The sequence below is a fragment of the Corynebacterium sp. KPL2830 genome (assembly GCF_040225635.1).
Taxonomy (GTDB): Bacteria; Actinomycetota; Actinomycetes; order Mycobacteriales; family Mycobacteriaceae; genus Corynebacterium.
In genome coordinates this window covers 31,809-55,655 of record NZ_JBEHFR010000001.1, presented here as the reverse complement: position 1 = coordinate 55,655, position 23,847 = coordinate 31,809, and the positions used below count along the sequence as shown (strand labels likewise).

The window sequence follows — 23,847 nt, the reverse complement described above, 5'->3', positions numbered from 1 at the left end:
CCGGTACCTCGGTCCTTTCCTTTCTCTGCGAAAGGTTATGGGACTGACGTGCCGGCGCTGTTTTTGCGCGATTGGCCGCCGCTAGTGGTTAGCGGGGAGCTGCCGCGTGCTTCCTAGGAAGCGTAGGCCTGGATGAGGTTAAGCCCAACGATGCAGGCCAACCAGATAATCACCATGACGACGGTATAGCGGTCTAGGTTCTTTTCCACTACGGTCGAACCGGACAGGTTCGATTGCACGCCACCGCCGAAAAGGCTAGACAGGCCGCCGCCTTTGCCCTTGTGTAAAAGCACAAAGATGGACATCAAAATAGCTGAAATTAGCAAAATGATTTCCAGTGCTAAGACCATGAGGTTCTTCCTTTTCTCAACGTGCGCTCAGTGGCACCCTCGGTGTACTACCAAAAGTCACGCTAGCCACCGGCGCGAAGTACTTACCGGCTTTGCCTACGCAAAGCAATCACAAGCGCCTACTGTACACCATGCCGCGGGCGGGGCTCACCCCAACCCGCGGCACAACAGTTACCTTGTGATGGTTGTTAACGCATGTTAACTAACGGCATTAGCGGCATTGGCGGCTAGCTTGGCAAAGTCCTCTCCTACCAAGGAAGCACCACCGATGAGGCCACCGTCTACGTCGGGCTTGCTGACGATATCAGCAACGGAATCGACCTTCACGGAACCGCCGTACAGGATGCGGATGCCCTCGGCGACCTCGTCGCCTGCAAGCTCCTTGACCAGGCCGCGGATTGCAGCGCAGACTTCCTGCGCGTCATCAGCGGAGGCAACCTTGCCGGTGCCGATGGCCCACACGGGCTCGTATGCGATAACCGTCTTGGATAGCTGCTCGGCGCTAAGTCCCTGCAGGGAATCGCGGGTCTGGTTCACCACGTAGTCAACGTGGGTGCCGGCTTCGCGCACATCGAGCGGCTCGCCCACGCAGACGATTGGGCTGATGCCATTCTCCAGGGCCGCTGTGGCCTTCTCAGCGACCAGCTGGTCGGTTTCGCCGTGGTATTCGCGGCGCTCGGAGTGGCCGACGACTGCCCAGCTGCAGCCCAGCTTGCTCAGCATCTGACCGGATACCTCGCCGGTGTAGGCGCCGGATTCGTGCTTGGAGATATCCTGCGCACCGTAGGTGATCTTCAGCTTATCGCCCTCAACGAGCGTCTGAATGGTGCGAATATCGGTAAATGGAACCATGTAGGCTACATCGACCTTGTCGTAGTAATCCTCCGGCAGGGAGAAAGCAAACTTTTGAACGGAACCGATGGCCTCAATGTGATCGAGGTTCATCTTCCAGTTGCCAGCGATAAGAGGTGTACGTGCCATGATTAATCCTTTCTGTGTACGCCTAAATTTAGCTGTTTCAGGCGGTTTATGCCTCGAGCACGGAAACGCCCGGCAGCTCCTTGCCCTCGAGGTATTCGAGGGATGCGCCGCCGCCGGTGGAGATGTGGCTGAATCCATCCTCATCGAGGCCCAAGGTGCGCACGGAGGCCGCGGAGTCGCCGCCGCCGACGACGGAGAAGGACCCGTTAGAGGAGGTGGCATCGATAATCGCCTGCGCCACCCCAGCGGTACCCTTGGAGAAGGCTTCCATTTCGAATACGCCCATGGGGCCATTCCAGAATACGGTTTTGGAATCTGCCAGTACGTCGGCAAATTTCTCGACGGACTTAGGTCCGATGTCCAGCGACATCCAGCCCTCAGGGATGCCATCCAGCTCAGCGACCTTGGTCTCGGCGTCTGCGGCGAACTCGCTAGCGGCGGTGAGGTCTACAGGAAGGACGATCTTGTCGCCGAAGCGCTCCAACAGGCTCTTGCAGTTTTCGATCTGGTCCTCTTGCAGCAAAGACTCCTGAACGTTGTAGCCCTTAGCGGCCAGCAGGGTGTAGCACATGCCGCCGCCGATGATGATCTTGTCGGCCTTTCCGGCAAGGGCTTCGATAACGCCGAGTTTGTCGGATACCTTTGCGCCACCCAGAACGACGACGTAAGGGTGCGCTGGATCCTTGGCCACGGTGGACAAAACGTCCAATTCCTTTTCCACCAGCTTGCCGGCGTAGGCGGGCAGGCGCTTGGCGACGTCATATACAGACGTCTGTGCGCGGTGCACAACGCCGAAGCCATCGGAAACGAATGCGCCATTATCAGCAGCCAGGGCGACGAGCTCATCGGCAAATTCGCCGCGCTCTGCCTCATCCTTGGAGGTCTCGCGCGGGTCAAAGCGGACATTTTCTACCAGCATGACATCGCCGCTGTTTAGCCCGTTTGCGCGCTCGTGGGCGTCTTCACCGGTGACGTCGTTGGCCAAGGCAACATATTGATCCAGGGCCTCGGACAGCGCCTCTGCTACTGGGGCCAAGGAGTACTTGGAATTTACCTCACCCTTGGGGCGGCCAAGGTGGGCGGAAAGGATGACCTTCGCGCCGCCATCGACAAGTGCCTTAATAGTCGGAAGAGAAGCGGTAATGCGGCCCGGGTCGGTGATATTTCCGTCATCATCCAGCGGCACGTTGAAGTCAGAGCGCACCAAGATGTGGCGGTCCTCTACGCCTTCTTCAAGCAGGTTATCTAGGGTCTTAAAAGCCATGTGTTACTCCTTTTAAAGTGGGTTCTGCAATCGAGGTTCCTACATAAAATGATACCGGCCACAACGTCGTGCCGTCAGGGCGTTCGTTGTGGCCGGTATCGCATTAAAGGGTGCTCGGTTTCAGGATTTTAGAGCTTGTCTGCAACCAGGTTGGTCATGCGGACGAGCTGGGAGGTGTAGCCCCACTCGTTGTCGTACCAACCCAGCACCTTGACCAGGTTGCCGTTGGAGACCTTGGTCATGCCGGCGTCGAAGATGCAGCCGTGCGGGGAGGTCACGATGTCGGTGGAAACCAGCGGATCCTCGGTGTATGCGAGGGTGTCCTTCAGCTCACCTTCAGCTGCTTCCTTGAGCGCAGCGTTGATCTCCTCAACGGTGACGTCGCGGGAAGCGGTGAAAGTCAGGTCCGTTGCGGAACCGGTGATGACTGGAACGCGCATTGCGTAGCCGTCCAGCTTGCCCTCCAGCTCAGGCAGAACCAAGGAGACGGCCTTTGCTGCACCGGTGGAGGTAGGTACCAAGTTGACCGCTGCGGCGCGGGCGCGGCGCAGGTCCTTGTGAGGAGCGTCCTGCAGGCGCTGGTCACCGGTATAAGCGTGAACGGTGGTCATCAGGCCCTTTTCCACACCGAACTTGTCGTTCAAGACCTTGGCCATAGGTGCCAGGCAGTTGGTGGTGCAGGAAGCTGCGGAAATAACGTTGTGATTAGCAGGATCGTAAGTGTCGGAGTTAACACCGTAGACGAAGGTTGCGTCAACTTCCTTGCCAGGAGCGGAAATGATGACCTTCTTGGCGCCGGCCTCAATGTGAGCCTTTGCGTCGTTACCGTTGGTGAACAGGCCGGTGGACTCGATAACGAGATCCACATCCAGATCGCCCCACTTCAGGTTCTTCGGGTCCTTCTCGTTGAAGACCTGGATGCGGTTGCCGTTGACGGTGATGGAGTCATCGTCGTAGGTAATCTCGCCGTCGAAGCGACCCAGTACAGAGTCGTACTTCAACAGGTTAGAGAGGGTCTGGTTATCGGTCAGGTCATTGACGGCAACGATCTCAAGGTCGTTGTCGGTCCGGTTAACAGCGTGGAAGAAGTTACGACCAATGCGGCCAAAGCCGTTAATGCCTACGCGGGTAGTCACTGTAAATCTCCTCAAAGAGTCGAGTAATTATTTCTATGGGCCTACCGCGGGTCCTTCGAGTACTTTACTGCTCTGGGTGAGTAAGGTGCCCGAGGCTTTGCCCAACAACCGCAATACTACAGAGCCTTTATAGCGCGTGCAGTGGGCTGCAAGCCTGGCAACGCACCATCTGAAACTTTTCCGATCTAGGCGTACAATCTTCCCGAGTATTTTTGTTTTTCCCGAATATTCAAGCTGTTCAAGCCCGTTTAAGTTGGTTCTTGTGGACTTTACACCGTTAATGTGTGATATATCACAGTGCGTAGCATTTTCCCGCCTCCTCGCAATCCAGTCACCAAAGAAGCAGTTCTATAAATTAAATTGACCCAAATCACACCGCGGCTTTTATGACACGATATGCTTGCGCTAACTCACTGTGTTACAGGTAGCACTCGGGCATTCGCTGGGCGCTAATCTCTCGCCTGAAACGCGTGAGAAACAAATTTGCATTCCCCGCAGACCGAATGCGCCTGCGAAAGTACCCCCGTTAGAATCGAGGATACTCAATGTTTGAGATAAACACCTCTGTTGTGGGAGACAGTCTTGGGCTCACCGCGCTCGTGGCGATTCTCCCCCTCGTAGCCTTTTTCATTATGTTGATGGGCTTTAAAGCCCGCGCACATACTTCAGGAGCCGTCGCTCTTGCGACCTCCATCATCCTAGCCATAGTTGCCTTTGCGATGCCCGTGGATATGGCACTATCCTCCGCGGTCCGCGGTGGACTCTTCGGCCTCTTGCCCATTGTCTGGGTTATCATCACCGCGATTTGGTTTTACGAGATCACGGTCGCCTCGGGCCGTTTCGAGGATTTGCGTAAGACCTTCGACCTCTTAGGCGATGGCGATATCCGCATCCAGTCGATGCTCATCGCCTTCTGTTTCGGTGGCCTCCTTGAAGCCCTTGCCGGCTTCGGCGCACCCGTTGCCATCACCGCCACGATGATTATGGCGCTCGGCGTCAAGCCGCTGCGCGCAGCGACGGTGGTCCTCATTGCTAATACCGCCCCAGTGGCATTCGGCGCGGTCGGCATTCCGGTCACCACCGCCGGTGAGGTCGGTGGACGTACCGCTGAGCAAACCCAAGATATCGCAGGCCTTATTGCCCTGCAGGTCTTGGTCATCGCCGCGATCGTCCCGTTCCTTATCGCATTCATCCTGGACGGCATGCGCGGCGTGAAGGAAACAGCGCCCGCCGCCGCGGTCATCGGCATTTCCTTTGCCGCCGCACAGTGGCTGACCGCCACCTTCTTTGCTTACCAGCTCACCAACGTTATTGCCTGCATCGTCTCCCTGGGTGCCGCCTTCATCTTCCTCCGCGTGTGGAAACCACGGGGTGTTACCCAGTTGCGCGAGCGCATGGAGCTGCCCGCCGCAGAAACGTCGACCGACCTCAATGGCCGCCGCATCTGGATGGCCCTGCTGCCCTACGCCGTCGTTACCGCAGTATTTGCCATCGCGACCGCAGCACCGGCGATCTTCGGCTTCTGGAAGCTGAAGTTCGCGTGGCCGCTGCTGGATGGCACCGTCATCGGCACCAACGGCGAAGCCATGGACACCAGCTTTAGCTTCAATGTCTTTGGCAACCCCGGTACCCTGCTCTTGCTCTCCGGCATTATCGTGGCCATCGTTTACCACTTCTGCAACGAAAACGGCCGCTACAAGCTCAGCTTCGCCCAACCCGTACAGGCCTTCGGTGAAGTTGCCAACCGCATGAAGTTCTCCGGGCTGACCATCGTCTTGGTCCTCGCTTTGGCCTACACGATGAACTACTCGGGCCAGACCATCGCCATCGGTGAATTCGTCTCCTCCGCCGGTTCCATCTTCGCGCTCTTCGCTCCCGTGCTGGGCTGGATCGGTTCCGCGGTTACCGGCTCCGATACCTCCGCGAACGCGCTCTTTGGCAACCTCCAGGTCGCCGCCGCTGACCGCATTGGCGTCAACCCTGACCTCATGCTGGCCGCCAATACCGCCGGTGGTGTTGTGGGTAAAATGATTTCGCCACAGTCCCTGGCCATTGCGGCAACCGCCGTATCCATGGAGGGCAAGGAATCCGTCATCTTGAAGAACGTCGTGGGCTACTCCATCGCGTTCTTGGCCGTTGTCTGTGTCATCGTCTTCTTGATGACCAACGTCTTGGGCTTCTTGGTCCCATAAGACAGTGCCATAAAGCTTAGGCCGCCACCGGCTTTAAGCACTTAGCCCGCCGCCCAGCACCCCCATCATCCGCGGTGTTGGGCCGCGGCACAACACAAGGCGGGAAGGACAAGCACCTCAGTGCTTTCCTCCCCGCCTTTCGTGGTTCAAAGGGCCGGAGCCAATCGTGCCTAGCGGCTAAGAGTCGCCAAAAAGATCATCCGAGATGGATTCATTGGTATCGGGGATATCCAGTTCTTCGGCCCGCTTATCCGCCATGGACAACAGGCGCCGAATGCGTCCGGCCACCGCATCCTTGGTCATGGGCGGATCCGCCAGCCGGCCGAGCTCTTCCAAGGAGGCCTCGCGATGTTGCACGCGCAGGCGGCCGGCATCGGCCAGGTGCTCAGGAACGTCATCCCCCAGAATCTCCATCGCGCGATCCACGCGCGCCGCGGCGGTTACTGCGGCCCGTGCGGAACGGCGCAGGTTGGCATCATCAAAGTTATCCAACCGGCGCGATGTATCGTGCGCTTCGCGCTTTACCCGCTTCTTTTCCCAAGACAAGCGGGTTACCTGAGCGCCCATGCGGGTCAGCAGCGCGCCAATGGCATCGCCGTCGCGGACAACCACCCGATCCTCGCCGCGGGTCTCTTTTGTCTTCGCGGATATCCCTAGGCGCCGCGCGCAGCCCACGAGCGCCAATGCGGCCTCTTGGCAGGGGCAGGTTACTTCCAGTGCCGAAGAACGCCCTGGCTCCGTCAGGCTGCCGTGGGCAAGGAAGGCACCCCTCCACGCGGCCTCGCTATCTGCCACCGTGCCGGAAATGACCTGCGGGGGAAGCCCCACCACGGCGTGACCCGAACGGGTAATCAGGCCCAGGCGGCGAGTCAGCTCCTTCGCCCCTTTGGTGATGCGCACGATGACGCGGGACTTCTTCGCCGTCCCCGCAGGGCCAACAACATGGCTTTCCGCTTCGATGCCGTAAAGCTCGTCCAAAGCCACAAGGATGCGCTGCGCAATAACCTGGTTATCGAGCTCAAGCTCATAGGCCATGCTGTCCCCAGAGACGTCTACCTCTCCGGCAAAGCGCAGGATCGATGCGAGCTCCGCAGCGCGCGCGGACTGGCGCGTTACGCCTACCGCCGCTAGTTCTTCTTTGACCTGTTCGGTCAACGGTGTGGTCACCTAGTTCGCCCCATTTCTCTGTCACAGTCACGAATGACGCTTGTGCAATGCACGGTCCCACGCACACCAACTACTGCGTGGGAAACGGAATTTTCTTATTTTACCGTGCCCCGCGCATTGAGGACTGGCTGGCCTGATTTTAATTAGGCCCGCCGGTACTCGTTATAAAGATCCACGATGACAGACGAAAGTTTGTCTGGATCGTGTTTCATCAATCGCTGTCCATTGTCATCCTGAATGCTGACATCCGCAAATACTGCGCGCGCCCCCAAGGCTTGCGAAGCGCGCTGCACATAAACCCGTTCACTCTCATTCGGCAAGGCTGCCGCATCCACCACGATGCGATCGATGCGCAAATTCGGGGCGTGACGAGCCAGCACATGCACGTGGCGCTCCGCGGAAAAGCCTTGGGTTTCCCCCGGTTCGGCCGACAGGTTGAGCATTACAACGCGCAAGGCATTGGATTCAGAAATGGCCTGGACGATCTCTGGCACCAACGTATGCGGCAGCACTGAACTAAACCAGGATCCCGGACCGATGGTAATAAGATCGGCCTGTCTAATGGCCTCCAGCGCAGCCGGGCTCGCTTGTGGCGCTTCAGGAAGAATGCGCACCCGCCGCACATGGCCCGGCGTCGATGCCACCGCAACCTGGCCACGGACTTGGCGCATGACCCGGGGGTCATCGTCAAGCCCTGAGACATCGGCCTCAATTTCTAAGGGATGCGGGACCACGGGGATGACCCGCCCGTGCGAGTGCGTAAGCTCCGCCACCGCGTCCAAGGCGGCCTGGTAATCGCCCAAAACTCCGGTCAAACCGGCGATCATGAGGTTGCCCACGGCATGGCCTGCCATAGCACCATTGCCGCCGAAACGATGCTGGAGGGTCTTGCCCCACAGCTCGCCTATCCGGTTGTCATCGGCTAGCGCGGCCAAAGCCATACGCAGGTCACCGGGTGGAATGATATCCAGCTCCCGGCGCAGGCGCCCCGAAGATCCGCCATCATCGGCAACCGTCACGATGGCAGAAATATCCGCTGCATTGCTGCGCCGCGCGGATAAAAGGGTTTGATAAAGACCATGGCCGCCGCCAAGGCAGACCATATGAGAAGGGTGTTCCATACAGTTTTTAATGCTCCTCAGCCCTAATTGCGGGCGATATCCCGGTGCAAAATGCTGACGTCAAGGGTGTCATTGGCGCGCAGGCGCTTGGCGATGTCCTCAGCTACCGCAACCGAGCGGTGATGCCCGCCCGTACAGCCGACGCCCACGGTGATGAAGTTCTTTCCCTCGTGCCGGTATCCCTCCAGCATGGTGGAAAACATGGCGACAAAATTATCCACGAACTTCTGGGCGGCCGGTTGCGACAGGACATAATCGGCCACCGGCGCATCCGTACCGCGGCAGCCGCGCAGCTCCGGAATCCAGTAGGGATTGGGCAAAAAGCGCACGTCGACGACGATATCCGCATCGCGCGGGGAACCGTTTTTAAATCCGAAGGATTCCACCGTGACGTGCTGGTTCGTATTCTGAAACTCGCCAAACGCAGCTTCGATAGCCCGGCGCAAGTCATGAATCGACAGGTTCGTGGAATCGATGATGATATCGGAGCGATCCCGAATCTCCGCCACCGCTTGGCGTTCGCGTTGGATGCCCACCTTCAAGGTATCGTCGCCCTGCAAGGGGTGGGTGCGCCGCACAGAGTCGAAGCGACGAATGAGCACATCATCGCGGGCATCGAGGAAGAGCACGGTGGGCTTCATGCCCAGCGCCGTTAGCTCATCAATGGTTTCTATTAGGGAGCCTGGAAACATGCGGGAGCGCACGTCCGTTACCGCCGCGACCTTTTCTACGGGCGTTTCTTCCTGGTTGCACAATTTCCACAGGTCTACGATGGCGCGCGGCGGGATATTATGCGCCACATAGTAGCCCTTATCCTCAAAAACCTTGGCGGCGGAGCTCAACCCGCCGCCGGACATGCCGGTAATCAAGATGGGCGGAGTCTCGAAGTGCGTCATGCACACCAGTCTAGCGTTTTCACGCTCCGGACTTCTGCCAGAAGGCTGCTAATTTACTGTGCGTCGTGCAACTTATCGTAAACGGTCTGGGCCAGCTTCGGCCCGAAGCCGTTGACCTCGCAGATCTCATCCACCGTGGCAGCCTTGAGCTTTTTGACGGAGCCAAAATGCTTCACCAAATCCGTCCGGCGCTGCGGACCGAGTCCAGGAATTGCATCGAGCGCCGAATAGCGCATGCGCTTAGACCGTTGTTGCCGGTGGTAGGTAATGGCAAAGCGGTGCGCCTCATCGCGAATCTGCTGCAGCAAGAACAGGGCCTGAGAATTGCGCGGCAAAATCACCGGTTCATCATCACCTGGCACCCAAATTTCTTCCAAGCGCTTGGCCAGCCCCACGAGGGTGACATCGACAATGCCCAGTTCATCGAATACCTCTTGCGCCGCGGCCACCTGCGGTGCGCCACCGTCGACGATAAAAAGCTGAGGAGGATAGGCAAACCGGCGGCCTGCCTCGGTGGATTCTTCCGCCACCTTCTCTTCCGAGAAGGAGGATTCTTCCTTTTCCTCGTCCGGGTTCGCCAACTTATCTTGGTTGTGGCGCTTAAACCGGCGCCGCGTGATTTCTGCAATGGAGCCGACGTCATTGGAATGCCCGTCGCCGGCGGCTTCCTTGATGCGGTAGCGCCGGTAATCGGATTTCTTTGGGATACCGTCTTCAAAGACCACCAACGAGGCGACGACATCGGTGCCTTGGATATGCGAAATATCGGTGCACTCAATGCGCAGCGGCGCTTGGTCCATGCCCAAGGCATCCTGGATATCCTGCAGCGCCGCGGACCGCGCAGTGAGGTCGCCAACGCGCTTCAACTTATGCTGGCGCAGCTGCTCCTTGGCGTTCTTCTCCACGGTATCCATAAGGGAGCGTTTATCGCCGCGTTGGGGCACGCGGAGATCTACTCGTGCACCGCGCAGGTCTTCCAAGAGGGACACCACTTGTTCGGATTCCTCCGGCATGGCCTGGACCAGAATCTCGCGCGGGATGACGTGGACATGGCGCTGTTCCATATGCGATTCCTGGTCCACCCCGCGCCGCGGCACATCCGCAGCTAAAGCCGCATCCTCGCGAGCTTCTTGTTCTTCGCGCTCCACGGCATCGGAGTAAAACTGAATGAGGAAGTTTTGCACCAATGCGGGCAAGGCGGGGTCGGGTTGGCCCTCCTCAATGGGCTCAGAGGTTGCCTGATCGCCGGCGCGTTCAACAACCCAGCCGCGCTGGCCACGGATCCTGCCGCCGCGCACGTGAAAAACTTGGACGGCGGCTTCCAATTCATCGGAATTAAACGCAATCAGATCGGCATCGGTGCCATCGGCAAAGACAACCGCTTGTTGCTCCATAATCTTATCGATGGCCCCAAGGTCATCGCGCAACCTCGCCGCGCGCTCAAATTCCAGGTTTTCGGCGGCGGCCTCCATGTCCTTGACCAGCTTGCGCCTCACGCCCGCAGTATTGCCGTTCATGAACGAGACCAACTCATTGACGGTCTCGCGGTGTTCTTCCTTGCTTACCCGCCCGATACAGGGCGCATCGCACTTGCCGATGTATCCCAAAAGGCACGGACGTCCCAGCCGCTCATGCCGGTTATATACGCCCTTTGAACAGGTGCGCATGGGAAAGACGCGGGTGAGCAGATCGAGGCTTTCCCGCACAGCCCATGCATGGGAATAGGGCCCGAAGTAGCGTACCCCCTTGCGGCGGGGGCCGCGGTAGAAAAAGGCGCGCGGGACGACCTCTCCCACCGAGACGGCAAGCATGGGATACGTCTTGTCATCGCGGTACATGACGTTGAAGTGCGGGTCGAACCGCTTAATCCAGGTATATTCCAGCTGCAGGGCTTCAACTTCGCTGGCAACAACCGTCCACTCCACGGAGCTGGCGGTCAACACCATTTGCCGCGTGCGCGGGTGCAACTGCGTGATGTCTTGGAAATAATTGGACAGGCGCGCCCGCAGGTTTTTGGCCTTGCCTACGTAGATGACGCGCTTGTTTTCATCGCGGAACTTATAAACGCCCGGCTCCGTCGGAATGGTTCCTGGGGCGGGACGATAGGTCGTTGGATCTGCCAATGCTTAATCCTGCGGCATGTATTTGGCTTCCAGATCGCGGAAGTCACGGACTTTTGTGATCACGGAATCTTTATCGCCAGACTGCAGCGCCCACACGGGCACGGCCTCAAATTCAGGCAGCTCGAGGCGGGCCATGCGCTGGCCGACGGGGAAGGATAGCCCGTAGACCACCTGCCACGGGTAAAAGCGCGTGCCGATGATATTGCGGACCTCCACCCCATCCTCATTGGCCTGCAGCCGCGGCCGGTTCAGCGCAATCCAGGACAAGATGGAAATGACTACGCCCACGCCGGGGAAAGCGAATTTATCGATGGTGGTCACGTGCGCGCCGGTAAAGGAGATATCGAGCGTGACACCCATGAAAATATGGATGGCCATAACTAGGATGACCCAGCCGATGGCGATCTTGCGCAAAAACTGGGACTTGGCGGTATATTCCCACGGCTTCGACGTGGTACGTGCGAAGGGATCCGCGCTGGTATAGGCCAATACCTCTGCATCGCTGAGAGAGCGGCGCGGTTGGGATTCATTCGAGGCTGCGGCCTCATTCATGTGCTTTACTCCTCCGGAAGTCCTGCCTGCCTTTAATCTGCGTTTAGTCTACGCAATTGCAACGCAGTGTCTAAAGCCGCGATCATGGATTCTGCGCCCTTATTTTCCGCCGAGTCAGGAAAGCCTGCGCGATCGATAGCCTGCTGCTGGTCATTGACCGTCAATACCCCATTGCCAATCGGCGTCGATTCATCCAGGGAGATGCGCGTTAAGGCTTGGGTGACGGAATCGCAGACGTAATCAAAGTGCGGGGTGCCGCCGCGGATGACGCAGCCCAAGGCAACGACGGCATCGAACTTCCGCGCGGCTGCTTGGACAACCACGCCTAGTTCCAGGGAGCCGACGACGCGGAACTCCGCGACCTCTGCCCCATTAGCACGGGCAGTCTCCACCGCCTGCTGGTGCAACTGATCGCAGACCTCCTCGTTCCACGTCGCGGTCACCACCGCGACGCGCAGGCCGCGCGCATCTACCTGCGCAATTGCGGGCAATCCTTCTTTACTCATTTACCTAATTCTCCTTCGTGCTGCGCGTCCCACTGTGCCACCTGCGGAAGATTGTGGCCCATGCGGTCGCGTTTGGTGCGCAAATACCGAATATTATCGGCGTTTGCCGCGATAGTCAGCGGGGTGTGCCGGCTGACCTCAATGCCAAAGCCGGCAAGGCCTTCGCCCTTGTGTGGGTTATTGGTCAACAGCTGCGCTGATTCCACCCCAAGGTCCTTCAGGATCTGGCCGGCCACGGAATACTCGCGGGCATCTTCTGGCAGCCCCTGCTCCAGGTTGGCATCGACCGTATCCCAGCCCTCGTCCTGGAGCCGGTACGCCTGCAGTTTGTGCACCAACCCGATCCCGCGGCCCTCGTGACCGCGCAGATAAATCACTATCCCGCTGCCGGCTTCCTGCACCTTGCGCAGGGATTCCTGCAATTGGGGGCCGCAATCGCACCGGCGCGAGCCAAAGACGTCTCCGGTCAGGCACTCGGAATGCACGCGCACCACAACATCGCGGGCGCCGCGAAGCTGCGCGGGATCGCCGGCGATCAAGGCGATGTGCTCTTGGCCGTCAAGGTCATGGCGGTAACCGATCGCGGTGAATTCGCCATACTCTGTGGGCAGGCGGGTTTCCACCGCCCGCTGGGTTTGCACCTCATGGTGGCGGCGCCACTCGATGAGCTGCGCGATAGAAATCAGGGCGAGGCCATGCTTATCGGCAAAACGGCGCAGCTCCGGCCCGCGGGCCATATCCGTCGGGTCTTCTTCCGATACGACTTCACACAGCACGCCGGCGGGACGCAGGCCAGCGAGGCGCGCCAAATCAACGGCGGCTTCCGTGTGCCCATCGCGCGCCAGCACCCCACCAGGCCGTGCGCGCAGGGGAACCACGTGGCCTGGCCGAGTAAAGTCGCTGGACCGGGTCGAAGGATCCGCCAAACGGCGGATCGTTTCCGCGCGGGAGGCCGCAGAAATTCCGGTAGAGCCCGTCGCCGCATCCACGGTGACCGTATAGGCGGTCTGGCGCACGTCCTGATTCTGCGCCATCATCGGCGGCAAATCGAGCCGCTGGCAATCTTCCGGCAATAACGAGGCGCACACGTATCCGGAGGAATACCGCACCATAAACGCGACCAGTTCCGGGGTTGCCAGCTCCGCGGCAAAAATCAGATCCCCTTCATTTTCCCGTCCTTCATCATCCATGACGATGACCGGCTTGCCGGCGGCAATCTCCGCAATGGCGTGATCGATGGCATCAAAATGGATGCTCTCTTCAGTCGCGAACATAACCTAGCAGTCTAGTCCTTTGCTTGAGCAATCCCGGATTCGGGGTGAAGCATCTTTTCTACGTACTTCGCCAGCACATCCACCTCGAGGTTTACAATATCGCCAACTTGAGATTCGCCGTGCGTCGTCTCCCGCAATGTGGTCGGAATGAGGGACACCTCGAACCAATCTTCGCCTACGGCGCTGACCGTCAAGGACGTGCCGTTGACCGCGATGGAGCCCTTTTCCACGACGTACCGAGCAAGATCGCGGGGCAAGCTAAAGCGCAGCACGTCCCAATGCTCCGAGTGCTCGCGCGAGACCAAGCGCGCCGTGCCATCGACATGGCCCTGCATCATGTGCCCGCCTAGCCGCGTGGTGGGCAGCAATGCCGGTTCGACATTCACCCGCGCGCCTTCTACCAGCTGCCCAAGTCCCGTCCGATCCAACGATTCTTGCATCACATCGGCAAAGAAGATGTCCCCATCCAATTCCGCGATGGTAAGGCACACACCATTGATGGCAATGGAATCTCCTAAGCGCGCGTCACTCACCGTCTGTGGCGCGCGAATGCTCAGCCGGAGCGCATCCGCCTGCGGCTCTAGTGCGGCTACGGTTCCTAATTCTTGTACTAGCCCTGTAAACAATGAAACCCCTTGTACTCGTCTTTTAAGTATCTAATCTTTTAACGCTCATTCCGCGCCTCGTATTCGACGAGGACATCGGGCCCGAGGCTGGTGGTGCGCACGGTGGTAAAACGTGGGGCATCGGCAAGCGTGTGCGCCACCGCATTCGCCAGGACCCCGCGCCCCTGGCCGAGCAGGATGGGGGCAATATACGCCGCCAGCGCATCCACGGCACCGGCCTCGATAAAGCTCTGGGCCAGTCCCGCCCCGCCTTCCACCAAGACGTCGCGGGCGCCGCTGGCATACAGCTCGTCGAGCGCGCCCTCGATGGTGTCATATTGCTCAAATCCCAGCCGCTGCAGGTGCGAGGCCTTCTCACCCGCGGCTTGGAGATCGCGCTTGCCGATGACCACGCGGCGCGGCTGGTGCTCCCGCAGGCTCCCATCGCTACAGCGTGCGGTAAGCGAGGGGTTATCGGCAAGCGCGGTGCCGGTGCCGATAATGATGGCATCGCGCCGCGCCCTATCGGCATGGACCCACTCGCGGGCCTCGGGCCCGGTGATCCACTGGCTCGTGCCATCGGCCGCAGCGGTAAACCCGTCCAAGGTCTGCGCGAATTTCAGGGTCACGTGCGGGCGCTGCAGCTTCACTGCGCGCAACCAGGCACGCATTGCGTCTTCGACGCCATCCGGTGCGGTGAGCTGGCCCACCTCTACCCCGGCGGCGGCCAGGGCCTGCGCGCCGCCGCCCGCTTGGGGCGTGGGATCGGGATGCAGGTAGAATACGCGGGCAATTCCGGCATCGATAAGCGCCGTGGCGCAGGGACCCGTCCTGCCCGTATGCGCGCACGGCTCCAAGGTAACCACGGCCGTGCCGCCGCGGGCCTTCTCGCCGGCCGCGCGCAACGCCATGACTTCCGCGTGGGCACCGCCCACCGGCTGGGTCGCACCGCGCCCCACAACGTCACCGGTTGCGGATAAAATCACCGCGCCCACGGGTGGATTGGGGCTTGTGGTACCGCGCACCGCCGCGCCGGCCTGCATGGCCTGAACCAATGCTCCGGAAACGTTGGTTTCATCCATCGCGCCGGCCATTATGACCGTGTCGCAAGCGCGCGCAGTTCTTCCACCGCCTGCGCTGGATCATCGCTTTTGAATACGGCCGATCCCGCCACGAAGGAATCGCACCCGGCCTCCGCGGCCAAGCCAATGGTTTCCGGATCGATGCCGCCATCGATCTCGATGACGGTATCCAGGTTCTGCTGGTCAATGCTTTCGCGCAGGGCGCGGACCTTATCCAGCATGGCGGGCATGAATTTCTGGCCGCCAAAACCTGGTTCTACGGACATGACCAGCACCTCATCAAAATGGTGCAGCTTATCCAGCCACGGCTCAATGGGCGTATCCGGCTTGATGGAAAAGGCCGCACGCGCGCCTAGGTCCCGAATCTTTTCTGCCAATTCCACCGCGGCTGCTTCACCCTCAACCGCTTCCACGTGGAAAATGATGGTGGTGGCACCGGCCTTGATATAGGTCTCCACCCATTTCGCCGGCTCCTCAATCATCAGGTGCACGTCAAGCGGCTTATCCGTGGACCTTTTCACCGTGGCCGTAATATCCGGACCGAAGGAAAGGTTGGGCACAAAGTGCCCGTCCATGATGTCTACATGGATCCAATCGGCATTCGAGATGGCCTCTAGTTGTTCGCCCAGCCGCGCGAAGTCAGCAGCCAAAATTGACGGAGAAATAAGTGGTGCAGGCATACCGTTAATCCTAGCGCCCTTCCTCATCGCCGCGCCGCAATACCGCCATGAACATGGCATCGGTGCCGTGGCGGTGCGGCCACATTTGGACGGATTTTTCTTTTCCTACATTGCCCATATCCGGGATAAAATCCCGCGCATCCAGTTCCTGCGCGCCCAGCTTTTCTACCGCTTGGTCGACGATGTCACGGGTTTCGCGCAGGTCCGGCGAACACGTGGAATACACCACGACCCCGCCCGGTCGCACGAGCTTTAAAGCAGAGGACAAGAGCTCGAATTGGAGTGTCGAAAGCTCGGCAATATCGGCCTCCGATTTCCGCCACCGCGCCTCTGGTCGGCGCCGCAATGCGCCCAGACCCGAACACGGCGCGTCCACCAAGATGCGATCGAATCCCGAGCCGACCTGCGGGTTGCGGCCATCGGCCACATGAACGGTCACCGGCAGCCCTTGCACGGTCTTTTCAATCAATTTCGCGCGGTGCGGTGATACTTCCACGGCATCGACATGCGCGGACTCGATGCGCGCCAAGGCCCCCATCAAGGCCGCCTTGCCCCCCGGGCCCGCACACAGGTCGAGCCAGCGCCCCTGGTCGGTACCGCTGACGGGCACCTCGCACACGGCGCGGGCGATAAGCTGCGAGCCTTCATCCTGCACCGCGGCCATGCCCTGCTGGACCGGTTCCAATTGGCCTGGGTCCCCGGAGTCCATATATACCGCGTAGGGCGAGTAGGTACCTTCTTCGTTTCCGGTAATCAGCGCCAATTCCTCGGCGGAAATTTCGCCCGGCCGCGCCACCAGGTGCACGCTCGGGCGCTCGGAATCCGCTTCTAAGGCAGCGGGCAATTCTTCGGGGCCCACAACGCGGGCAAAGGACTCCGCAATCCACGTGGGGTGCGCATGCCTAAAGGCTAGGCCCGCAATCTCGCCTTCTGGGGCAAGGCGCTTGAGCCACTCATTCGGTGGCGTGCGGGTAATGGTGCGCAAGATGCCATTGGCAAACCCTTTGGCTTTTTCTTCCCCGCCCGCCTCGACGAGCCGGACGGAGGTATCTACCGCCGCGTGGGGTTCCACGCGCGTATAGAGCACCTGGTAGGTGCCTAGGCGCAGGGCATCGATGACTACCGGCGAGATTGCCTCCAACTCGCGCGAGGAGCACTGCGCGATCACCGCATCGAGTACGCCTAAGGTGCGCAGCGTGCCATAGGTAATCTCCGTGGCGAATGCCGCATCGCGACCAGTAAGTTTCTGCTTGCGCAGGGCCTTGGGCAGGACGAGGTTGGCAAACGCATCCTCTTCGCTTACCCGGCGCACCACATCGAAGGCAACGGCGCGGGCTGGATCCACGCCCTGGTCGATGGCGGCGTGCACCAGTGACTTCCCCGCGCCTGCGTTCTGCGCACCCGCATTCCGGCTACCCCGGCCACCCCGGTTATCCCGATTATCTCGGTTGCCCTGGCGTTGCGGACCACGCTTGCTTTGATCACGCTTGTCTTGGCCACGCTGCGCACTACCGCGTTGGGGCGCGCCATTCTTGCCGTGCTGTGTAGCCTCCGGCGCCTTGCCACCGGACTTACTGCGGGAGCGGAATCCACCAGTCACTGGAACCTCACCTCTGCGTTCTTTCCTAATCCACGCGCCCAATCGGCCGCATTCATCATCTTTTTGCCCGGCGGCTGAATCCTATCCAGCTGCACCGGTTGCGTCGCGGTCCCGATGTACACCGCGTCCTTGCTAATCAGCGCTTCGCCAGGCACTAGGTGCTTGCCGATGCCCTCGGTGAGACTCACCGGGCCGAGCTTGAGGCGGGCATCGTCAAGCAGCGTCCACGCGCCCGGGCCTGGGGTGTGGGCGCGGATATGCCGGTCGATGGCGAAGGCAGGCTGCGCCCAGTCAATGCGGGCGGCGTCGGTAGAAATCTTCGGCGCATAAGTGGCCTCGCCGCTTTGGGCCTGCGGCTCCAGCGTGCCGGCCTCCAGCCCATCCATGGTGGCTACCAGGAGATCCGCCCCGGAATACGCCAGCCGCGTGAGCAAATCGTCCGCGGTATCCGTCCCGGTGATGCCTTCTGTAACCGTGCCGAAGACCGGGCCCGTATCCAGGCCTTCTTCAATCCGGAAGGTGGACGCACCGGTAATATCATCGCCCGCCGCGATAGCCGCCTGCACCGGCGCCGCGCCGCGCCAGGCGGGAAGAAGGGAAAAGTGCAGGTTGACCCAGCCATGGCGCGCGACGTCCAAGAGATCCTTGCTAATGAGATTGCCATAGGCCACCACCGGAATGGCCTCGGGCTGCAGCTGCGCCAAACGCTCACGCAAGTTATCGCCATCTTCCGTGCCGGCGCGCAGCGTAGATGGGGTCAACACCTCGATGCCGTGCTCTTGCGCCAGCGCCTTGACCGGGCTCGGGTGAAGGCTGCGGCCCCTGCCCTTCTTCGCATCGGGCCGGGTAATGACCGCTACCACTTCGTGGCTGGAGGCAAGCAATTTCTCCAATGCCACCACCGCCGGCTCTGGGGTGCCAGCAAAAATAATCCGCATACTGGATGAGTCTCCTCGAGGTCTCGGGTGAAAATTCTAGGGTACAACGACCCCGCCTGCGTTGCCGAAGCTCGCCTAGCCCGCGCTATTAAACCACTCGGATTCGCGAATGGTGCGCATGGCGGCCTTGCGGTCGGCATCGCCAAGCCGGCGCAGGAATAACACCCCATCAAGGTGATCGGTTTCATGCTGAATGCACCGCGCCAAAAGGCCGGAGGCCACCATTCCCACCGGCCGGCCTTCTACATCGCGCCCAGAGACAAATACCCGATTGTGCCGCGGCGTATCGGCGCGAATCCCAGGAATGGATAGGCAGCCTTCCGGGCCAGTCTGCATGTCCTCTCCCAAAGGCGTCCACACAGGGTTAATCAGAGCCCCGCGCAACCCGGTCTGAGTATGCGAACAGTCATAGACAAAGAAGCGCTTGAGTATGCCCACTTGATTCGCCGCCAGCCCTACCCCACCAGCGGCATCCATGGTCTCCAGCATGTTTTGTGCCAAAGTGCGAAGACCAGAGTCAAAGGTAGTAACCTCTTCTGCTCGCGTACTCAGTACGGGATCCCCGTAGAGCCTGATGTCTAATTCTGCCACTGCTTCTTCCCTTCCTCATGTACTGCCTATTCGCCTAAGTTTATGCGCACTTCTAACCCACGTGAATGGGATCGACCATGATGCGTAGTGGCAATTCATCCTTCCGGGCGCTGCGCGCGGCATTAGCCTTGCGCAATGCGCGCCCAAGCTGCGACCGCGGCCCCAGCGGGGCTCGCACCACTAGACGTTGCGGTGGGCCAAAGCGGTCCGCATCGTATTCCCCGGGGAGGCTGTCCCCTGGCGGGAGCGGAACCGGGCCTAGAACCTCGGCGTGCTCTGGCAGATCCACCAACTGCTCGAAGGAATCCAAAGCGGCGTCCGCCCCGTCAATGGCGGCGAAGTGCACGGCCGGCGGAAAGCGCACCTCGCGCCGGGCACGCAATTCTTCTGCCGCGGCCGCGACCATGTCCCAACTTATGAAGTGGCGAACCACGGGAAGTTCCGGATCCGCAGCGATGATGACGCGCCCGCCCTTAAAATGCGGCCTGACCATGGTGGCCGCCTGCGCCCATTTGGCCAGGCAGTCCTCGGTGGCGCGCAAGTCTTGCCGGTTTAACAAAGTGCCCGCATCCAATAAGAGGGCCGCGCCATAGGCGCCGCCTTTCACCCGCGGCTCAGCGCCCGGGGTGGCAATCACTAATGCCGGGGCATTTTCAATTGAGCCCACAACCTTATTTCCGCCGGAGACCACAACGGATGTATTGGGAAAGGCGCGCCCCAATTCCTCCGCGGTGCGTTCAGAGCCTAAAACGATGGCGCGCAGCCGCGGCGAGCCGCACTCGGTACAGCGGTGATTGGTGGCAATGCGCCCACACCAGCGGCAGGTAGGCATGACCGCCTCCTCGCTTGAGCGCTCGGAGCTCGGAGGCAACCCCAATGGCCCGTTACAGTGGCGGCACCGCGCAGGAGAATGGCACTTTCCACAAGCCAAAATAGGCGCGTAGCCCTTGCGCGGGACCTGCACAAGCACCGGTTCACCGCGGTCGAGGGCCTGCTGTGCTGCCTGAAAGGCCGGCGCTTGCACAGAGGTCGTACCGCCCTCCAAATCCCGGGAAATGGACAGCCCGTAGGCACCAATGGCCAAAATATCGGGCCGGCGTGCCTCTATGGTTGAGGCGCTCGGTATGAGGTCGTGTGCCCACCCTGAATCCACCAATAATTGGGTTTCTGCCGTGCGCGAATGGTTGGCCGCAATGAAGCTGCAATTTTCGAAGGCAGAGCGGGTAGTAAGCACCTCCCGGGCGTGGACGTAGGGCTTGATATTGTCCACCAAGTTATCGTTACCGTCATCAAAAATAACGGCTAGCTGGAGGTTGTCCACGGGAGTAAAAGCCGCCGAGCGCGTACCAATGACTATTCGCGCCTGGCCCACCAAGGCCGAAAGGTAGCGGCGATAGCGCGCTTGCGGGCCCATACTATTGGTCAGCACCGTGATTTGTTTCGGCCCCACGGCAGCGCGCAGGGCGTTTTCCAGGGCATCAACCACCTTTTGGTCTGGGACGACGATAAGTACGCCTCCCCCGCCCAAGGCAACCTTGGCCGCCAAGGCCGCCAGCGCGTCTTCCCATTCATCGCCGGGAGCGATTTGCCACGCGGCGCGGGCTAATTTCCCGCCCAAGATGGAATCAACGAACGTTTCCCCATGCTGATAGGCAGACCACCCGGATAAATCGGGCTCGCTGGCTGCACCGAGGTCTTCCCACGGGGTATCCAAATCCGCTTCCTCCGCCTTTGCATGGCGCGGCGGAATGGCAGAGCGAATGATATCGGAGCAAATCCCGCCATAGCGATCCGCCAGGGCTTCTACCAGCCGGGACAGCTGCGGTGGGTAGACCTGAAATGGCGAGATGACTCGCTCAATAAAGCGCAGCTGGCCACCGAAGTCGGAATCATGCTTGCGCTCGACGATGATCGCATCCACCAGGCGCCCATTGAACCGGATGCGTACCTTCACCCCGGCTTGGGCGCTTTCAGATTCGGCCTCATCTACCAGGTAATCAAATCCCCGATCAAGGTGAGCAACCCCTAAAAGAGGCAACACCCGCGCGACCGGTTTCCGGACGGCGGGTGTTTTCTTAGGCATAAGCCCATATTCTACAGACCAGCGGCAGCGCGCAATTCCTCCACGCGGTCCAACTGCTCCCAAGGCAGGTCAACGTCGGTGCGACCGAAGTGACCGTAGGCGGCGGTCTGGGCGTAGATAGGACGCAGCAGATCCAATTCGCGGATGATGGCGGCTGGGCGAAGGTCAAAGACCTTATTGACGGCAGCTTGGATGTGCTCATCGGTCAAGTTCTGCTTCGCGGTGCCGAACGTCTCGACGTATAGGCCGACCGGCTTGGCGCGACCGATGGCGTAGGCCACCTGCACCTCTGCGCGGTCTGCCAGGCCTGCGGCGACGATATTCTTAGCCACCCAACGCATGGCGTAGGCCGCAGAGCGGTCCACCTTGCTGGGGTCCTTGCCGGAGAAAGCACCGCCGCCGTGGCGGGCCATGCCACCGTAGGTATCCACGATGATCTTGCGCCCGGTAAGGCCTGCATCGCCCATCGGGCCACCCAAAATGAAGGAGCCGGAAGGGTTGACCAAGAGGTTGGTGTCCTCGGTGTAGTACTTATCAAGGCCGGCGTCCTTGATAACCCATTCCAACACCTCGCTGCGCAGGTGGGTTTCTAGCCACTTGCTATCTACCTCAGGATCGTGCTGGGTAGAAATGACGACCGTATCCAGGTGAGACGGCTCATTGTCCTCGGTATATGCGAAGGTCACCTGGGTCTTGCCATCCGGGCGCAGGTGGTCCACAATGCCCTCTTTGCGCACCTGAGTCAGGCGGCGGGACAGGCGGTGTGCCAAGGCGATGGGCAATGGCATGTACTCCGCAGTTTCATTCGACGCGTAACCAAACATCAGGCCCTGGTCGCCGGCGCCGGCGGTGTCATTTTCTTCGTCATAATCAGCACCCTGATCGCGTGCCTCGGTGGAGGTATCCACGCCCGCACCGATTTCCTGCGACTGCTCGCCGATGGCGATATTAACGCCACAGGTATTGCCGTCGAAGCCCACATCGGAAGAGGTAAAGCCGATGGACTTCAGGGTCTCGCGCACTAGAGCCGGGATTTCCACGTAGGCATTGGTGCGAACTTCGCCCACGACGTGTACTTGGCCGGTGGTAACCAGCGTTTCCACGGCGACGCGGGACTCCGGATCCTTATCTAAAAGCGCATCCAGGATGGCATCCGAAATGGCGTCACAGATCTTATCTGGGTGCCCCTCAGTAACGGACTCGCTTGTAAAAAGACGAGCTTCCACTGCAGCGTTATCAGTCACAAAAACTTCCTTTGATTATTACGTATTCGATACCGAGGCATTCTGCCCCTACCCATCATATGGCCACCCTAGACTAAGCGGTCTATAAACGCAATATTTAATTTCCCGGTTCAATCATTCCATTCACGACGCTGAGAATCTGCGCCGCGACGACCTGCTTAGATCCATGCTCTACGCGCTGCGGTTCCTCATTCCGCCGCAGGATCCACCCCTCGCTATTTTCCTGGCCAAAGGTCACACCGCGGCCAACCTCATTGGCCATCAGGACGTCGCACCCCTTGCGCGCAAACTTTTCTTGGGCATACTCCAGTGCCGAGGAATCAGCATCTCCCGTCTCGGCCGCGAAACCAACGATGACGCAATTCTCCGGCACCTCACCCTCCTCGCGGGCTGCCACGAGAGACTTCAAAATATCTGGGTTTTCCACCATCTCCAGTGCGGCAAGCGCATCATCCGCTTTGCCCTTTTTCATCTTGGACTCGGCCACGTTCGCAGGCCGGTAGTCCGCGACCGCCGCGGCCATGATGACGATATCGGCATCGCGGGATTCCTCGCGCATCGCGGTTTCTAGGTCTTGCGCGGACACGATATTCCGGATTGTAGCGCCGCTCGGTACCGGCAACTCCGCCGTATTGCCGGCCACAATCGTGACATCCGCACCCTTGTGCGCGGCCACCTCTGCCAGCGCAAACCCCTGCCGCCCGGAGGAACGGTTTCCTATATAGCGAACCGGATCCAATTCCTCTTGCGTGCCACCGGCGGAGATAACAACCTTTAGCCCCGACCAGCTGTGGTCGATATGAAAGCCAGCGAGTTCGGTGCGTACGATGGCTGCGATCTGTTCTGGGTCTGGCAGCCTTCCTGCGCCCGTGTCCTTACCGGTAAGACGCCCGTGTGCCGGCTCCATGACGGTAATTCCGCGCCGGCGCAGGGTCTTTACGTTGTATTGTGTCGCTGGGTTATTCCACATCTCGGTGTGCATGGCAGGCGCCACAATGATGGGACACGTTGCCACCAGCACTGTCGCGGTCAAGAGATCATCGGCGCGTCCCGCAGCCAAACGCGCAATGAGGTCAGCCGTGGCAGGGGCGATGACCACGGCATCGGCCTGCTGCCCCACAGCTACGTGTTGCACGTCCTCTACGGCCTCGAAAACACTGGTTGAGACGGGGTTTCCGGATAATGCCTCAAATGTTGCGGCGCCGACGAAATTCAAGGCGCTTTCTGTAGGAACGACGCGGACGTTATCGCCGTGTTCTTTAAAATTGCGCACTAGGTGGCAGGCTTTATACGCGGCGATGCCACCGGCAACGCCCAGCACGATATTGCGAGGAGAATTTGAAACAGTCACATCGCACAATCGTACCGTGCAGGCATGACAAGAGCCCCGCCCGGCCACCACGTTAGTTCCACAAAAGTGAAACCATTGGGGATTAGCCGGACGGGGCTGAAATGAGGCACA

Annotated in this window: 21 protein-coding genes; 1 reads left to right on the top strand and 20 read right to left on the bottom strand. The window is 60.0% G+C overall.

What is annotated here, in order from left to right; genetic code table 11:
- Positions 1-113: 113 nt before the first annotated feature.
- The 4 genes from secG to gap form a co-directional block, all read right to left on the bottom strand.
- Entirely contained in the window at positions 114-350 is a 237-nt protein-coding gene (gene secG, locus ABRP87_RS00255; RefSeq protein ID WP_005279116.1) for a preprotein translocase subunit SecG, read from the bottom strand.
- A 198-nt stretch (positions 351-548) separates the two neighbouring features.
- The gene (gene tpiA / locus ABRP87_RS00250) at positions 549-1,331 is read right to left on the bottom strand and encodes a triose-phosphate isomerase (protein ID WP_349866999.1); all 783 of its coding nucleotides are present in this window, start codon (positions 1,329-1,331) and stop codon (positions 549-551) included.
- A 46-nt stretch (positions 1,332-1,377) separates the two neighbouring features.
- Entirely contained in the window at positions 1,378-2,595 is a 1,218-nt protein-coding gene (locus tag ABRP87_RS00245) for a phosphoglycerate kinase (RefSeq protein WP_349866998.1), read from the bottom strand.
- Between the two features lie 128 nt (positions 2,596-2,723).
- Entirely contained in the window at positions 2,724-3,731 is a 1,008-nt protein-coding gene (gene gap / locus ABRP87_RS00240) for a type I glyceraldehyde-3-phosphate dehydrogenase (protein WP_349866996.1), read from the bottom strand.
- Between the two features lie 545 nt (positions 3,732-4,276).
- On the opposite strand from gap, the gene ABRP87_RS00235 reads away from it, so the two are divergent.
- A complete protein-coding gene (locus tag ABRP87_RS00235; protein WP_349866994.1) occupies positions 4,277-5,923 on the top strand; it encodes an L-lactate permease in 1,647 nt (548 codons plus the stop codon).
- Between the two features lie 177 nt (positions 5,924-6,100).
- Here the strand turns inward: ABRP87_RS00235 and whiA are convergent, their stop codons facing one another.
- The 16 genes from whiA to coaBC form a co-directional block, all read right to left on the bottom strand.
- Positions 6,101-7,078 (bottom strand): DNA-binding protein WhiA, encoded by a 978-nt coding sequence (gene whiA, locus ABRP87_RS00230; RefSeq protein ID WP_502879267.1) that lies wholly within the window; start codon positions 7,076-7,078, stop codon positions 6,101-6,103.
- A gap of 155 nt (positions 7,079-7,233) precedes the next feature.
- A complete protein-coding gene (locus ABRP87_RS00225) occupies positions 7,234-8,211 on the bottom strand; it encodes a gluconeogenesis factor YvcK family protein (protein WP_349866989.1) in 978 nt (325 codons plus the stop codon).
- Positions 8,212-8,234: 23 nt separating this feature from the next.
- Complete coding sequence (rapZ, locus tag ABRP87_RS00220; protein ID WP_284611009.1) at positions 8,235-9,116, bottom strand: RNase adapter RapZ; 882 nt, start codon at positions 9,114-9,116, stop codon at positions 8,235-8,237.
- A 44-nt stretch (positions 9,117-9,160) separates the two neighbouring features.
- A complete protein-coding gene (gene uvrC / locus ABRP87_RS00215; protein ID WP_349866986.1) occupies positions 9,161-11,230 on the bottom strand; it encodes an excinuclease ABC subunit UvrC in 2,070 nt (689 codons plus the stop codon).
- Positions 11,231-11,233: 3 nt separating this feature from the next.
- Complete coding sequence (locus ABRP87_RS00210) at positions 11,234-11,782, bottom strand: PH domain-containing protein (RefSeq protein WP_349866983.1); 549 nt, start codon at positions 11,780-11,782, stop codon at positions 11,234-11,236.
- A gap of 32 nt (positions 11,783-11,814) precedes the next feature.
- Entirely contained in the window at positions 11,815-12,288 is a 474-nt protein-coding gene (gene ribH / locus ABRP87_RS00205; protein ID WP_284609441.1) for a 6,7-dimethyl-8-ribityllumazine synthase, read from the bottom strand.
- Positions 12,285-13,562, bottom strand: a complete 1,278-nt coding sequence (locus ABRP87_RS00200; protein WP_349866981.1) for a bifunctional 3,4-dihydroxy-2-butanone-4-phosphate synthase/GTP cyclohydrolase II — start codon at positions 13,560-13,562, stop codon at positions 12,285-12,287. The genes ribH and ABRP87_RS00200 overlap by 4 nt, the downstream gene beginning before the upstream one ends.
- Positions 13,563-13,573: 11 nt before the next feature.
- Positions 13,574-14,188, bottom strand: a complete 615-nt coding sequence (locus ABRP87_RS00195; protein ID WP_349866979.1) for a riboflavin synthase — start codon at positions 14,186-14,188, stop codon at positions 13,574-13,576.
- A gap of 38 nt (positions 14,189-14,226) precedes the next feature.
- On the bottom strand, positions 14,227-15,249 hold the full coding sequence (ribD, locus tag ABRP87_RS00190) for a bifunctional diaminohydroxyphosphoribosylaminopyrimidine deaminase/5-amino-6-(5-phosphoribosylamino)uracil reductase RibD (protein WP_502879266.1): 1,023 nt from the start codon (positions 15,247-15,249) through the stop codon (positions 14,227-14,229).
- A gap of 11 nt (positions 15,250-15,260) precedes the next feature.
- Positions 15,261-15,929 carry a ribulose-phosphate 3-epimerase gene (gene rpe / locus ABRP87_RS00185; protein WP_349866974.1) on the bottom strand — a complete coding sequence of 223 codons (669 nt, stop codon included), beginning with the start codon at positions 15,927-15,929 and terminating at the stop codon, positions 15,261-15,263.
- 10 nt (positions 15,930-15,939) lie between these two features.
- Positions 15,940-17,529 (bottom strand): RsmB/NOP family class I SAM-dependent RNA methyltransferase, encoded by a 1,590-nt coding sequence (locus ABRP87_RS00180; RefSeq protein WP_349866972.1) that lies wholly within the window; start codon positions 17,527-17,529, stop codon positions 15,940-15,942.
- Positions 17,526-18,467: a methionyl-tRNA formyltransferase gene (fmt, locus tag ABRP87_RS00175; protein ID WP_349866971.1), complete on the bottom strand. Its 942-nt coding sequence runs from the start codon at positions 18,465-18,467 to the stop codon at positions 17,526-17,528. Before fmt ends, ABRP87_RS00180 begins: the two co-directional genes overlap by 4 nt.
- A gap of 75 nt (positions 18,468-18,542) precedes the next feature.
- Positions 18,543-19,058 carry a peptide deformylase gene (gene def, locus ABRP87_RS00170; RefSeq protein ID WP_349866968.1) on the bottom strand — a complete coding sequence of 172 codons (516 nt, stop codon included), beginning with the start codon at positions 19,056-19,058 and terminating at the stop codon, positions 18,543-18,545.
- Positions 19,059-19,110: 52 nt separating this feature from the next.
- Positions 19,111-21,141, bottom strand: a complete 2,031-nt coding sequence (locus ABRP87_RS00165; protein WP_349866966.1) for a primosomal protein N' — start codon at positions 21,139-21,141, stop codon at positions 19,111-19,113.
- A gap of 11 nt (positions 21,142-21,152) precedes the next feature.
- The gene (gene metK, locus ABRP87_RS00160; RefSeq protein ID WP_023022480.1) at positions 21,153-22,385 is read right to left on the bottom strand and encodes a methionine adenosyltransferase; all 1,233 of its coding nucleotides are present in this window, start codon (positions 22,383-22,385) and stop codon (positions 21,153-21,155) included.
- A gap of 97 nt (positions 22,386-22,482) precedes the next feature.
- Complete coding sequence (gene coaBC / locus ABRP87_RS00155) at positions 22,483-23,736, bottom strand: bifunctional phosphopantothenoylcysteine decarboxylase/phosphopantothenate--cysteine ligase CoaBC (protein ID WP_349866964.1); 1,254 nt, start codon at positions 23,734-23,736, stop codon at positions 22,483-22,485.
- Positions 23,737-23,847 lie beyond the last annotated feature (111 nt).